At 50.5% G+C, this 14,223-nt stretch carries 12 protein-coding genes; 4 read left to right on the top strand and 8 right to left on the bottom strand.

What is annotated here, in order from left to right:
• Positions 1-1,819 (bottom strand): flagellar biosynthesis protein FlhA (gene flhA, locus VJY99_RS00195; protein ID WP_324115195.1); only part of this gene is annotated, 1,819 nt, incomplete at its 3' end.
• On the bottom strand, positions 1,812-2,960 hold the full coding sequence (gene flhB, locus VJY99_RS00190) for a flagellar biosynthesis protein FlhB (RefSeq protein ID WP_324115193.1): 1,149 nt from the start codon (positions 2,958-2,960) through the stop codon (positions 1,812-1,814). The genes flhB and flhA, both read right to left, overlap by 8 nt.
• 512 nt (positions 2,961-3,472) lie before the next feature.
• Here flhB and VJY99_RS00185 point away from each other — a divergent pair.
• The 4 genes from VJY99_RS00185 to VJY99_RS00170 all read left to right on the top strand — a co-directional run bounded on the left by VJY99_RS00185 (position 3,473) and on the right by VJY99_RS00170 (position 8,601).
• Positions 3,473-4,054: a fimbrial protein gene (locus tag VJY99_RS00185; protein ID WP_324115191.1), complete on the top strand. Its 582-nt coding sequence runs from the start codon at positions 3,473-3,475 to the stop codon at positions 4,052-4,054.
• 142 nt (positions 4,055-4,196) lie between these two features.
• A complete protein-coding gene (locus VJY99_RS00180; RefSeq protein ID WP_324115190.1) occupies positions 4,197-4,889 on the top strand; it encodes a molecular chaperone in 693 nt (230 codons plus the stop codon).
• Positions 4,890-4,898: 9 nt separating this feature from the next.
• Positions 4,899-7,439, top strand: a complete 2,541-nt coding sequence (locus VJY99_RS00175; protein ID WP_324115188.1) for a fimbria/pilus outer membrane usher protein — start codon at positions 4,899-4,901, stop codon at positions 7,437-7,439.
• Positions 7,440-7,443: 4 nt separating this feature from the next.
• Positions 7,444-8,601 (top strand): fimbrial protein, encoded by a 1,158-nt coding sequence (locus tag VJY99_RS00170; protein ID WP_324115186.1) that lies wholly within the window; start codon positions 7,444-7,446, stop codon positions 8,599-8,601.
• A 77-nt stretch (positions 8,602-8,678) separates the two neighbouring features.
• On the opposite strand, the gene cheZ is transcribed toward VJY99_RS00170, so the two are convergent.
• The 6 genes from cheZ to VJY99_RS00140 all read right to left on the bottom strand — a co-directional run.
• Positions 8,679-9,323 (bottom strand): protein phosphatase CheZ, encoded by a 645-nt coding sequence (cheZ, locus tag VJY99_RS00165; RefSeq protein WP_324115184.1) that lies wholly within the window; start codon positions 9,321-9,323, stop codon positions 8,679-8,681.
• A 10-nt stretch (positions 9,324-9,333) separates the two neighbouring features.
• Complete coding sequence (gene cheY, locus VJY99_RS00160) at positions 9,334-9,723, bottom strand: chemotaxis response regulator CheY (protein WP_324115182.1); 390 nt, start codon at positions 9,721-9,723, stop codon at positions 9,334-9,336.
• A 39-nt stretch (positions 9,724-9,762) separates the two neighbouring features.
• A complete protein-coding gene (locus VJY99_RS00155; RefSeq protein ID WP_324115180.1) occupies positions 9,763-10,812 on the bottom strand; it encodes a chemotaxis response regulator protein-glutamate methylesterase in 1,050 nt (349 codons plus the stop codon).
• The gene (gene cheR, locus VJY99_RS00150; RefSeq protein ID WP_324115178.1) at positions 10,809-11,675 is read right to left on the bottom strand and encodes a protein-glutamate O-methyltransferase CheR; all 867 of its coding nucleotides are present in this window, start codon (positions 11,673-11,675) and stop codon (positions 10,809-10,811) included. The genes VJY99_RS00155 and cheR overlap by 4 nt, the downstream gene beginning before the upstream one ends.
• A gap of 19 nt (positions 11,676-11,694) precedes the next feature.
• Complete coding sequence (locus VJY99_RS00145) at positions 11,695-13,299, bottom strand: methyl-accepting chemotaxis protein (protein ID WP_324115177.1); 1,605 nt, start codon at positions 13,297-13,299, stop codon at positions 11,695-11,697.
• A 42-nt stretch (positions 13,300-13,341) separates the two neighbouring features.
• Positions 13,342-14,223, bottom strand: an 882-nt coding sequence (locus VJY99_RS00140) for a methyl-accepting chemotaxis protein (protein ID WP_324115175.1), incomplete at its 5' end; no start/stop codon positions are given.

Genomic DNA, 14,223 nt, shown 5'->3' with positions numbered 1-14,223 from the left:
GCGCGGCATCAAGGCCAATGACCTGCACTTCGCCGGTACCCGGGAACCACTGCTGGGTAATCGCACGGCCAAGTGCTACGCGCACCACCGAGGTTAATTCATGCGGGTCATTCTGCACTGGCGCGTGTTCTGCCAACGTTTCCAGAATGGTACGCATATCGCGAATCGGGACTTTTTCTGCCAGCAGGTTTTGCAACACTTTATGCAGCGTGGTCAGCGTCACTACGCCCGGCACCAGATCTTCTGTGAGCTTTGGCATATCTTGCGAGACGCGGTCGAGCAGTTGCTGCGCTTCCTGGCGGCCAAACAACTCTGGCGCAAACTGCCCAATCAGATGGTTAAGGTGTGTAGCGACAACAGTACTGGATTCCACGACTGTAAAGCCTTGAATTTGCGCCTGTTCTTTTAATGCACTTTCAATCCAGGTGGCCGCAAGACCAAAGGCAGGATCAATGGTCGCTTCACCGGGCAGCGTGCCTGCGGCAGTGCCAGGGTTGATGGCAAGCCAACGCCCAGGATAAGCATCGCCGCTGCCAATTTCGACACCTTTCATCAGAATGCGATAACGCGCGGGCGGTAAATCCATGTTGTCACGGATATGCACCACCGGCGGCAGAAACCCCATATCTTGCGCGAATTTCTTACGAATACTGCGGATACGCCCTAACAGTTCGCCGTCTTGCTGGAAATCGACCATTGGAATTAAGCGATAACCCACTTCCATGCCGAGTGAGTCTTCCAGTTGTACATCATTCCACGTCGCCTCAACCGCCTGCTGATTTTCCAGTGGTTTCACTGGTGCTGCAGGCTTAGCCGGGGCTTCCATTTGTCGACCGCGCATCCACCAGGCAAGAGACAGCAATGCCACAGTGAACAGCAGGAAAACAAAGTTTGGCATCCCAGGGACCATACCGAGCAAACCCAACACGCCTGCACTGAGCATCATCACACGCGGGTTGTTGAACAGTTGGGTCACCATCTGCTCGCCGACGTCCTGGTCGGTGGCAACACGGGTGACAATGACGCCCGCCGCCGTTGAAATCACCAACCCCGGAATTTGTGCGACCAGGCCATCACCGATAGTCAGCAGCGTATAGGCTTCAGCCGCAGCGCCCACAGGCATATCATGTTGCAATACCCCCACCAACAGGCCGCCGATCACGTTAATCACCATGATCATCAGTCCGGCAACGGCATCACCACGCACGAACTTACTGGCACCGTCCATTGAGCCATAGAAATCGGCCTCCTGGGTAACGTCAGATCGGCGTTTTTTTGCTTCTTCTTCACCGATAAGCCCAGCATTCAGATCGGCATCAATGGCCATCTGTTTACCTGGCATCCCATCCAACACAAAACGTGCCCCAACTTCGGCAATACGCCCGGCACCTTTGGTGATAACCATAAAGTTGATGATAACGAGGATGATGAACACCACGATACCGATGGCAAAGTTGCCACCCACCAGGAAGTGGCCGAAGGCTTCAACCACTTTACCTGCCGCAGCACCACCGGTATGGCCTTCCATCAAAATGATACGTGTTGAGGCGACGTTCAGCGCAAGGCGCAGTAACGTGGTAAACAGCAAAATGGTGGGGAATGCGGCGAACTCCAGGGTTTTCTGGGTGAACATTGCCACCAGGAGCACCATTATCGACAGCGCGATGTTAAACGTGAACAGCAAATCCAGTACAAACGCGGGAAGCGGCAGTACCATCATCGACAAGATCAGCAGGATAAGTATCGGCCCGGCAAGGATTTGCCATTGCCCTGATTTCATTGTGGCAGGCAGACGCAACGTAGCGAGCAGATTAGCCATCGGAGTCCTTCTCATTTGCAAAGTCCAGCGCCTCAGGCACCGGAAGATTTTCAGGTTTTTTCGGGGTTAAACCGCCAGCAACACGCCAGCGACGCAGCTGCCATACCCACGCCAGCACTTCTGCCACCGCGGAATACAACTGCCCGGGAATTTGTTGACCAATTTCGGCATGGCGATATAACGCACGAGCCAACGGAGGCGCTTCCAACACCGGAATACGGTGCTCGTTGCCAATTTCACGGATGCGAAGTGCGACCAGGCCCGCGCCTTTCGCCAATACTTTAGGTGCAGCCATTTTGTTTTCGTCATATTGCAAAGCCACCGAATAGTGCGTCGGGTTGGTGACAATGACATCGGCTTTTGGGACATCTGCCATCATACGGCGGCGCGCCATGGCCCGCTGTTGCTGACGAATACGGCCTTTAACGTGCGGGTCACCTTCTTGCTGCTTATATTCGTCACGAATATCCTGGCGACTCATGCGCAGTTTTTTCAGGTTGCTGAAAATCTGGAAAAACACGTCAAAGCCAACCATCGGCGTTAACCCCAGCACAATCAGCAGGGCGCACACCGCCACCATATTTAGCGCGTGAATTAAAGCCGTCAACGGGGGTTCACTCATCAGCCGCATCATCTCTGGCCATTTGTGCAGCAAATACGAGGCCGTTACGCTGCCGACGAGCACAGCTTTGAGGATGGCTTTAAGTAATTCTGATCCAGCCTGTGCCGAAAACATTCGCCCTAACCCAGCGATAGGATTCATTTTGCTGAACTTAAACTGTATCGATTTGCCGCTAAATAACAGGCCACCCAGCAGCATTGGGGCGGCAATCGCCACAATAACCAACCCAAAAATCAATGGCAGCAAGGCCCACACGGCCTGTTTAAGTAACAAGCTAATTTGGCTAACAATAAGTTGCGGGTCGTTAATAATGCTGTGGTCAAAGTGCAAACCTGTCGACAACATTGACCCCAGTTGCCGCGCCAGCGGCTCGCCTCCCATCCAGATAATGCTTATACCCGCCAGCAACATCAGTAGTGAGGTTAATTCACGGGAACGGGGGATTTGCCCATCTTCTCGCGCTTTTTCAAGTCGGTGGGCTGTGGGGGATTCTGTTTTATCGTCGCTTTCTTCTGACACGCGTCACACTCAGGCCAATCAGGAAAGGTGATAGTGCCAGAAAGAGAATAAATTAATGCTCAGAATAGCCGTGTGAATAGATGTGTTTTCAGCTATTTGTCCCCCTTAAGTCGCCGCGCAGTGACGGCAACAGGTCAAAAAAACAGCTTTAAAATATATATTTACTTACAAATTATAGAATAATTACATGAAAAGTAATTATTCTTGTTATTTTTACACAAATACATTTACGCCATAGATCTTTCATTGAAAATAGATCATTTAAATAAATATTATTAACCACGCAACTCCAAGCCATAATGATACAGCCATTAAAAAAACACTTTTATGGAAACAACTATTAGATATAATGCGCAAAACTTCGAACTTCTGATAACAACTATTAAGCTTCACTTATATTGCTATTAAGAAATGGTGTTTCTTAGCAGAATATATTTTTCACCCTACGCAAGACGACTTCAATTATTCAATCACTATTACGTTGTACTATTCATTCATATGGAGATGTTTAAATGTCAATCAAGAAGTATGCGTTTCTCGTTGCGCTAATGGCCGTTTCTACTGGCAGTGCTTATGCTGCTGAAATGAACGCGGGTATCATTCATTTCACCGGTTTAATTATTGAGCCAAGCTGCACCATTGAGGGTGATAGTGGTACAGACCAAACCGTACCATTAGGAACCTACCCGACGACCCTTTTCACGACGCCCGGCACTGAAAGCGAATTAGTTCCGTTTACAATTACACTGGTTGATTGCCCGCTGAAAAGCGACGGTTTGCCTAACGTGCAATTGACCTTTAATGGGCCGACTACACTCACCGAGTCCAACACGCTGATGGATGTCAGTCAAATCACGACTTCCGCCGGTCAAGCAGCAGAAGGTATGGGTATTGCCATCAGTCCAGCAGATGACGCCACCACTTTCATTGCTATGGATGGAACAGAGGGCCAGGCTTATATTGAGCTTCCGCTCAGAGTCGAAGATAAAATTAGTATGGACTTTAATGCACGATATAAATCCTTCGCAGATGCTAAAGACATTAAAGCAGGTGCAGCAGACGGAGATTTAACAGTAAACATTCTGTATCGATAACAAGAAACCTTTGGTGAATATCTGAAATTAATATTCACCAAAGGTTAAACATACAAATTACTTATTATCATTTAAGTGCAACCAGTCAGGTCAACCCTGTCTGGTTGCTATGTCGTCGAGCATACGGAATACAGGTTTCATCATGCGTCTTCCATTTTCTTTTTTATTATATCTGCCTTTGATATTTAGTTTTGAAAACCATGCTGCCGGGATACAAATTGGCAGAACGCGTCTCATCTTTGAAGAAAGTAAAAAAGAGATCTCTTTACCACTGGTAAATAACGAGAAAGAACTTCCCTGGCTTATTCAGTCATGGACAGATACTGGTGATGGTAAAACTCGAGGTCCATTTATTGTTACCCCTCCTCTGTTCCGACTGGATGCACAAAAAGAGCAAAGCTTACGCATAGCCTGGAATGGGACATCGTTACCAAAAGACCGTGAATCGCTGTTCTATCTAAACGTACGCACCATTCCTGCAACGGCTGCAGACGAAGGCAATAAAAACGTTCTGCGGCTGATTTATAAAACGCGACTGAAATTATTCTGGCGTCCTGAAGGGCTGCCAGAAACGCCGACGGAAACCTGTAAGAACCTTCGTTTCACCCGCAGCGGGAAGCAGTTAACCATCATTAACGATGGGGCGTTTTACAGCGTGTTCGATAACCTTCAGTTAGGTGGAACAAAACTGGATAAAGCCGATCTCATCGCCCCCAAATCGCGGGTAGAACTTGCTGTTGCACAGGGTATTAACGGGCAAAACGTAAGCTGGCGCTGCATTACGGACTACGGAAGTGCTTCGGACAAATACATGACTTCACTGTCACAGGAATAACTTGACGCTATGACTAACGGACTATGTCCCTCGCACAACCAGAAATGGTGGCGTTTAAATCCCATCTTGCATTGTATGAGTGGCGCTCTGCTTGTGATTACCAGCCATGCACAAGCCCGCGAATACGCCTTTTCACCCTCGTCTTTAGAAGGAGATGCATTGATTGCGCAAGATATCGATCTATCGCTCTTTTCAAAGCCCAATGCACAGCTACCCGGCGTATACCCCTCCAGGATAATGATCAACGACGTCCGTCTGGATGACGAAAAAATCACTTATCTGAGCGGTGAAAATGGCTTGTTGCAACCACAACTGACGCCAGACATGCTTCGCAAGTGGGGTGTAAATGTTGATAAATATGAATCACTTACGCAACTAAACGTTGGCGATCCGCTAGCTGAACCCTTGGGGCATTATATCCCTCAGGCCAGCGCAACACTGGATTTTACGTTAATGACGTTACGGTTAAGCATCCCTCAAGCCGCAGTGACTTCATTAAGTAAAGATTACATTGATCCCTCCCGCTGGGACGATGGGGTATCAACAGCGTTTATGGATTACGCCTTTTCCAGCTCGGAAAGTGAAGATGAGCAGCACGACACGGGCTCAAACCAGTACCTTAATCTGCGCAGCGGCGCCAATCTTGGCGGCTGGCGTTTACGTAACTACTCGACCTGGAGTCAATCTGACGACACCCATTCCTGGGAGGCGATCAGCACCTATTTACAGCATGATATTAATACCCTGAAAGCACAGTTTACAGCTGGGGAGAGTAGTACTCGGGGGGAGGTTTTCGATAGCCTGCAATATAGTGGTGTGAATATTGCCTCAGACGAAGAGATGTTGCCCTACAACCAGCGTGGTTTCGCGCCCATTATCCGCGGCATTGCCAGCTCCAACGCCGAAGTTTCCGTGCGCCAGAATGGCTATATCATCTATCAGCAAAACGTCGCACCAGGTGCTTTTGAGATTAGCGATTTGTACTCGACGACGAACAGCGGAGATCTTGAGGTCACGGTTAAGGAAGCTGATGGCACCGAACATCGCTTTACTCAGCCCTACTCAAGCGTAGCCGTCATGCTACGCCCTGGAAACGTGAAGTACGAAGTGACTGCGGCGCGTTATCGCGCCGACAGCGGTAGCGATCAAAATGAACCCATCTTTGCCCAGGGAAGCGTCATTTATGGTCTGAGCAATGCGATAACATTGTTTGGTGGTGTGACCGCAGCAGAAGATTATCAGGCAATAAATGCGGGTGCAGGTATCGCGCTGGGGCCAGTAGGGGCTTTATCTGCTGATGTCACCGCCGCGAAAACCCACCTTGATAATGACGACCAAAGTCGCGGGCAGTCATTCCGCCTGCTCTACTCCGGTAAAATTGATGAGACGGGTACTAACTTTACGCTGGCGAGCTATCGCTATTCCACCAGCGGTTACTACAGCTTTTCTGACGCTAACCAAAAATATGACGAACAAGAGGACTCGCTGCTGTTTCGTTACAACAAACGCAACCGTCTTCAGGCCAGCATCAGTCAAAATCTTTCCGGCGTAAGCCTGTACCTTAACGGTTATCAGCAAGATTACTGGGGAACATCGCAAAAGGAACGCAGCCTTTCGGCGGGTCTTAATACCGTTGTCGAAGGGATTAGTATCCATATGGCTTATACCTACAGCAAAACTAACGATGAAGAAAGTGACCGAATGGCCTCTTTCGGCTTTAGTGTACCGCTGAGTAAATGGCTACCGAACGCCTGGAGTAGCTATAGCCTGAGCAATAGTAAAGGGGGTTACACACGGCAAAATATTGGGCTAAATGGCACGCTGCTGGACGATCAACGGCTGAGCTACTCTTTTCAACAGAGCCATTCGAACCATGATGGTGACGATACCAGTAGCGTATACGGTAGCTATCGCTCGCAATATGCCAACCTGAACGCAGGTTATTACGCCTCCTCTGACAGTTCACGACAATTGAGCTACGGCATTAGCGGTGCCGTTGTTGCACACCCTTATGGTGTCACGCTGGCCCAGCCATTGGGTAGCCAGTTCGCTATCGTCAACGCCAACGATGCTTCGGGCGTGCGTTTCCAGAATCAACGGGGGATCCAGACTGACTGGCAAGGCAACGCCGTGATCCCATCATTGACTGCTTATCAGAAAAACCGCATTCGCATCGATACCACCAGCCTGCCTGAAGATGTTGATACCAGCGAAACAGCCGTCACGGTTATTCCGTCACGCAATGCCGCTGTCGTTGCCAGCTTTGATGCACATGTCGGCTATCGCGCCATGATTAAACTGACGCGCCCTGACGGCAAGACGGTTCCCTTTGGTGCCATTGCCACCGCACTTTCACCTATGGTGAGCGGTATCGTAGACGATACCGGAACACTCTATCTGGCAGGCGTTCCGGATACTTTTCAGGTCAAGGTTAAATGGGGCAACGCCCAGAACCAGCTGTGTACTGCCAACATATCTTCACTTTCAACACAACAAACCACCGCCAGTGCTGGGATCCGTTTCATCAGCGCTTTATGCCAGCAGGAATAACATCATGTTCAACTTAACGAAAAGACTTTACGCGCCTTTTTTATCTGGTCTGGTTATCTGCCTGATTCATTTTCCCGCGCAATCAGCAGTCACGGCGCTGAATGATTGTTTCGGCGCACCGCTAGATTATTACGTCACCTATGAACGTGAACTGGCAGCGAGTGAGAATACTACCCACCAGAAAATCGACGTGATGGATCATTTGGCGGGCGGAGGCTCTGATATGGAAGCCAACTGCGCCTGCCCAAAGAATATGTATGAATCCACGCCAGTGTATGAACTCACCCTCGCAGGAAGCCCGCTTAATGCGGGCGTCAGCGGTTACGGCTTTTTAACTGACAAAATTGATATCGACATTGATGGCTATAGCGACGCCGTTAATTCCCCAGAAGGGGCTGGATTACTCAGTTTAAAAATTAATGAATACCCGACGCCGCGCTCGGCTATGCCAAAACAGATTGAAAATATCAAAACCACTGAAGGCAATGCCAGTGTGTGCAGCTCGGAAACTCGCCCAACGGGGGGCGCTTCCATAAAGCGAAAATTCAGATGGAGTGTGATTGGCGTGAGTCTTTATATCAAGAAAGCGATTCTGGGCATCGAAACCATACCCTCGACGCTTGTCGCGCAAAATTATACTTGCCTCTATTTCGGCTCAGGCAATTGCGATGTCAATCGTGCACAACAGGTATCCAACATCTGGTTAAGCGGCTCATTGTCTGCCCCCTTAAGCTGTACTATCAATGAAGGGAGCACCATTGAAGCCGAACTGGGTGATATCGTCAGCTCGCAATTTGTGACCGTGGGCCAGCCGCCCCAGGGATATACACTTAAAGATGTTGATATCTCCTACCACTGCGACGATAACGCCGTAGGAAATGAGGACCGGATTAAACTGACGCTGACTGCAGATCAGGGGGTTGTTGATGGCAGCGACTCGCTCATTGCCAAAATGATCGGCAGAGATGACATTGGCGTCCGAATCTTTAATGAAAAGAGCCAGAACGTCACACTTGATGGCACCTTTGAATTTGAGGTTCCGATGGACGAACAAGGAAATGGGGCAATTAAAATTAAGGCCGCACCAGTTAGCACCAGCAGTAAAAAACCTGAACATGGCGCATTTGAAGGCAACGTCACGATAAAAATGGATATTCGTTAATCACTATTTATTAATCAAAACGGCATTCGTGCAGGGAGCTTCCCTGCACGATAGCGACTTTTCTTAGAACTTCACCATCAGAACCCTAAGCTATCCAACAAGTCATCAACCTGATCCTGACTTGCCACCACTCCTGCCGCACTGGCGTTCAATTGCGGGCCATTGAGCAGGCTGTCTGCAGGACGTTTTACACGTGCGTCCAATTCCGGCATGTTCTCCATCAACACCATCAACAGCTGGCGTTCAATTTCCTGGATAACATCCATCATGCGTTTGATAACCTGGCCGGTTAAATCCTGGAAATCTTGCGCCATCATGATTTCCAGAAGCTGGGCATTGGTGAAACTGGTATGCGACGGTACGCCAGATAAATAACTCCGCGTATCAGTCACCAGTTCACGAGCATCCCCTAGCTCGATTGGGTTTTCAAACCAGGCGTCCCAGCGGCCATTTAATGCTTTGGCATCGCTTTCGAGCTTGTTTTGGTGAGGCTGAGCCAGCTCCACGCAGTTCAGTGCACGTTCAGCGGCCTGCGCGGTCATTTGCACCACGTAGTCCAGACGATCGCGAGCATCAGGAATGGCTTCTGCGGCTTCAGCTATCGCCTGATCAAGGCCCAGCTCGCGCAAGCTATCACGCAGCATACGGGTCAAGCTGCCTATCCGAACGATAATATCGCCGGATGAATTTAACTCTTTCGTGGGATTTGTAGATGAGTGCATGTGCATCTCCTTACATGCCGAGCTTTTCGAAGATTTTGCCCAACTTCTCTTCAAGAGTGGCTGCGGTAAATGGTTTCACCACATAGCCACTCGCCCCGGCTTGCGCTGCAGCAATAATGTTCTCTTTCTTTGCTTCAGCAGTTACCATCAGCACTGGCATTGCCGCCATTGCGCCATCGGCACGAATAGTTTTCAGCAGTTCCAGGCCATCCATGTTCGGCATGTTCCAGTCAGAGATAACAAAGCCAAAGCCGCCACCGTTGAGTTTATTCAACGCATCGACACCATCTTCAGCTTCTTCTACGTTGTTGAAACCCAGCTCTTTTAGCAGGTTACGGACTATGCGGCGCATGGTAGAAAAATCATCCACCACTAAAAATTTGAGTTCTTTATCTGCCATTATTGGGTTCCTTCTGTTATTGCCTATGCAAATAGGCTCTTAAATACGTATTGCCTGACCGGCACTAATTTTCATCAGCATCTGCTGGCTTATCTGGCTTAAATCGACCACTTCGCTGACGCCACCACTGTTAATGGCTTCACGCGGCATGCCGAATACCACACAACTTGCTTCGTTTTGGGCGATAGTCCATGCCCCGGCTTTATGCATTGCCAGCATCCCAGCAGCACCGTCATTCCCCATTCCGGTGAGAATTACACCCACGGCATTTCGCCCGGCGAATTTCGCAACAGAATGGAACAGCACATCCACGGCCGGACGATGCCGGTTCACGGGCGGGCCATCATGAATCTTGATTTGGTAGTTCGCCCCACTGCGAGCAAGCTCCATATGTTTATCGCCAGGGGCGATGTACGCATGCCCCGGTAACACACGTTCGCCATCTTCGGCTTCTTTCACCGCTATCTGACACAGCTTGTTGAGACGGTCGGCAAACGAGCGCGTAAAACCGGGTGGCATATGCTGGGTAATCAGCACCGCTGGGCTTGAAAGCGGCAGCGGCTGGAGCACATGGCGAATCGCCTCGGTGCCACCCGTTGATGCACCAATGGCGATCAGTTTTTCGGAGCTCAACAACGGCCCGGCTTTAATTGCGGTAGGTGCGGCAGTTGGGGCGCGAGCCGCCAGTTTTGCCTTTGCCGCAGTACGCACTTTCTCAGCGATAGTTTCGCTGTACGCCAACATCCCTTCACGGATCCCCAACTGCGGCTTGGTGACAAAATCAATCGCCCCCAACTCCAGCGCCCGTAGAGTGACTTCCGAACCTTTACCCGTCAGTGACGACACCATCACCACCGGCATCGGGCGCAAACGCATCAGTTTTTCCAGGAAGTCCAACCCGTCCATGCGTGGCATTTCGACATCTAAAGTCAGCACGTCTGGGTTAAATTTCTTAATCAAATCCCGCGCCACCAAAGGATCAGGCGCGGTTGCCACCATTTCCATGTCGTCATGACTGTTCACAATTTCTGTCATAATCTGACGCATCAGGGCGGAATCATCGACACAAAGCACGGTTATTTTTGTCATGATTTTTCCTTACTCAGCCCGTACACCGTCTGCCCACGCAGCAAAAATTCACGGCTGAGATTACTGAAGTTCTCCGAATGCCCGGCAAACAGCAATCCACCCGGTTTGAGCAATGGCACAAAGCGTTGCAAAATTTGTTGCTGTGTTTCTTTATCGAAATAAATCATCACATTACGACAAAAAATGGCATCAAACGGACCGGGTATTGGCGCTTGCTTATCTAGCAAATTTATCGGTGCAAATTCCATGTGACTGGCCAGATCATTGCGCACACGCACCAGTCCTTCATGTGGCCCGGTGCCGCGCATGAAATAGCGCTGCAACTGGAGTGGAGCCAGCGTTTTCAGCTCATCCTGTCGATAAACCCCACTTTGGGCTTTCTCCAGTACCTGTGTGTCGATATCACTGGCAAACACTTTCCAGCGCCCCGGAGCCATACCTAAAACATCAGCGAGCGTAATCGCGATGGAGTACGGTTCTTCTCCGGTAGAGGCCGCCGCACTCCACACTTTGTATTCGCCGCTATGTTTACGCGCATGCTCAGCGAGGACCGGGAAATGATGCCCCTCACGAAAAAATGCGGTCAGGTTGGTGGTCAGGGAATTAATGAACGCCTGCCATTCGGCGTTACTGCCGTTGGCTTCCAGCTTGCTCAAGTAATGCCCAAAATCGTCCAACCCTAACGTGCGCAAACGGCGTACAAGGCGGTTGTAAACCATGTCGCGTTTATGATCAGCCAGCACGATACCTGCACGCTGGTAAATCAACTGGCATATCCGACGGAAGTGCGTGTCAGACAGCGGTAGACGCTGCGTCATCTGTAACATTAATGACGTTTGTCCGGTGGACAGTGGTGATGTCATAGCGCCTTCTTACTCACAATCAAGAGGTGGCAAGCACCTCAGTGGCTACTAAATCCCTGTTGATGTCTTCTTCATCGACACCATCCAGATTAAATACCGAAACGACACCGCTCAGGTGCTCGGCCTGGTTTGCCAACGCATCGGTGGCTGCTGCCGCTTCTTCTACTAGTGCGGCGTTTTGTTGTGTGACCTGATCCATCTGGCTTACTGCTTGCGCCACCTGTTCGATACCGCGGCGTTGTTCGTCAGAAGCTGAGGCAATTTCGCCCATGATGTCGTTAACCTGTGTGACCGAGCGGACGATCTCTGCCATCGTCGTCGCCGCGGTATCGACCAGTTTCGAGCCCTGATGCACACGGTCAACTGACTCTTCAATCAGTACTTTGATCTCTTTTGCCGCCTGCGCGCTGCGCTGTGCCAGACTGCGCACCTCGCCTGCCACTACTGCAAAACCACGGCCCTGCTCACCGGCACGTGCAGCTTCAACTGCCGCGTTAAGCGCGAGGATGTTGGTCTGGAAGGCAATCCCATCGATAACGCTTGTGATGTCGCCAATTTTCTTCGAGCTGCCCGCAATATCGTGCATGGTGCGGGCGACATTTGCCGCCTGTTGACCACCTTGCTGGGCGGTGTCTGCCGCAGTACGCGACAGTTGTGCCGCTTGACGTGCGTTGTCGGCGTTCTGGCTGACTGTTGCGGTCAGTTGCTCCATACTGGCAGCGGTTTGTGCCAGCGACGCAGCCTGCTCTTCGGTACGTGAAGAAAGATCATTGTTGCCTGCGGCAATTTCTTCAATTCCGGTATGCATCGCGCGACTGCCCTGGCGCACTTGCAATACGGTCTCTTTCAACGCTTGCTGCATGTCCTTCAGGCTACGGAAGATCTCGGAGATTTCGTTTCGCCCATAAACACTGATTGGGCGTGCCAAATCTCCGGCTGCAATGTTTTCAAAATGGCTACGGATAATAGCCAGCGGCTGCACCAGCATTCTGCGTGACCAAACGATTGAGCCGACAAGCATCAGAATCGCAATCACCGTGACGCTGGCGAAAATTATCGCCGAGATCTGGTAATTCATTTGGCTGTCTTCACTCGACGCCACCACCGTGTCATTGATACTTTGCTGCCAGGCATTAAAGTTGGCATCAAAAATATCCTGTGACTTCTGAATCGGCGCGCTGAGGAAATCAGAAAGCTGGTTGCTTTCAAGCCAGGTAGCCTGATGCTGTAAGTCTTCGCGATAAGTGGTGTAACTTTTCTTCGTCGACGCCATCATCTCCTCACCTTCTTGAGTCAAAGGTGGGATGTCCAAAAACTGGTTAAACAACATGTCAGCTTGTGTCAGGCTGCCACGGGCATTCGCCATCAGGCGTTTAATATCTGTTTGAGGGTAACTTAGCGCCGTCAGCGTCCCGGCACGGCTCAGCGCCGTGCTGGCCTGTAGCAAAGCCGCACGGCTTTGCGATAGGGTGTCACGTTGCTGGTTTCCGACTTCAACCATTTTTAAGTTCTGAAATTCATCCCTGAATGCCCAAAAGGACAGACCATTACTACCAATCTGCACAACGCCGCAGATGATCAAGATTAACAACAGTGTGGTCGAAATTCGGATACGGTTGAACATCAATTCCCCTCAGTTAGCACGGCTGACACCCATTAATGATGCTTAGAAAGTTTCCCAGTTTTCATCCTGCCCACTGACTACCGGTTTACTGGTCTTGAGTACCGGTGCAACCAAAGTCGAGGTAATAACAGGAGGGGTCACTGCAGATTCAGTGGTTAAACGGAAAGCGGCAACCAGTTGGTTTAGCAGGCTGGCTTGTTCTTCAAGGGCGGCGGCAGCAGATGCAGACTCCTCCACTAACGAGGCGTTCTGTTGTGTGACGCGGTCCATTTCAGAAACCGCCAGCGCAACCTGCTCAATACCGCGGCTTTGTTCGTCAGAGGCGGAAGCAATTTCGCCCATGATGTCAGTGACGCGCGTGACTGCGTTCACGATGTCACTCATGGTTTCCCCGGCGCTTTCCACCAGCACCGAGCCGGTATCAACACGGGAGACCGAATCTTCAATCAGCGATTTAATCTCTTTGGCAGCCTGTGCACTACGTTGTGCCAAATTACGCACTTCGCCTGCCACTACCGCAAACCCACGGCCTTGTTCGCCGGCACGCGCAGCTTCTACCGCAGCATTGAGCGCCAGAATGTTGGTCTGGAAAGCGATGCCGTCAATGACGCCCGTAATGTCAGCGATTTTTTTCGAGGAGCCTGCGATGTCGTGCATGGTTTTCACCACACCATCCACCACTTTTCCACCACGTTGAGCGGTTTCAGAAGCACTTAAGGCGAGTTGTGAAGCCTGGCGCGCGTTTTCAGCGTTCTGTTTCACAGTCGCCGTGAGCTGTTCCATGCTGGCAGCGGTTTCTTCAAGCGAAGCCGCTTGTTGTTCGGTACGGGATGAGAGGTCATTATTTCCCGCAGCAATTTCAGAGGCACCGCTATAAATCGCATCGGAACCGTCACGGACACTGCCGACGGTAATAATCAGTTC

The sequence above is a fragment of the Buttiauxella sp. genome (assembly GCF_035271705.1).
GTDB lineage: Bacteria > Pseudomonadota > Gammaproteobacteria > Enterobacterales > Enterobacteriaceae > Buttiauxella.
This window is presented reverse-complemented; position numbering and strand designations above follow the sequence as displayed.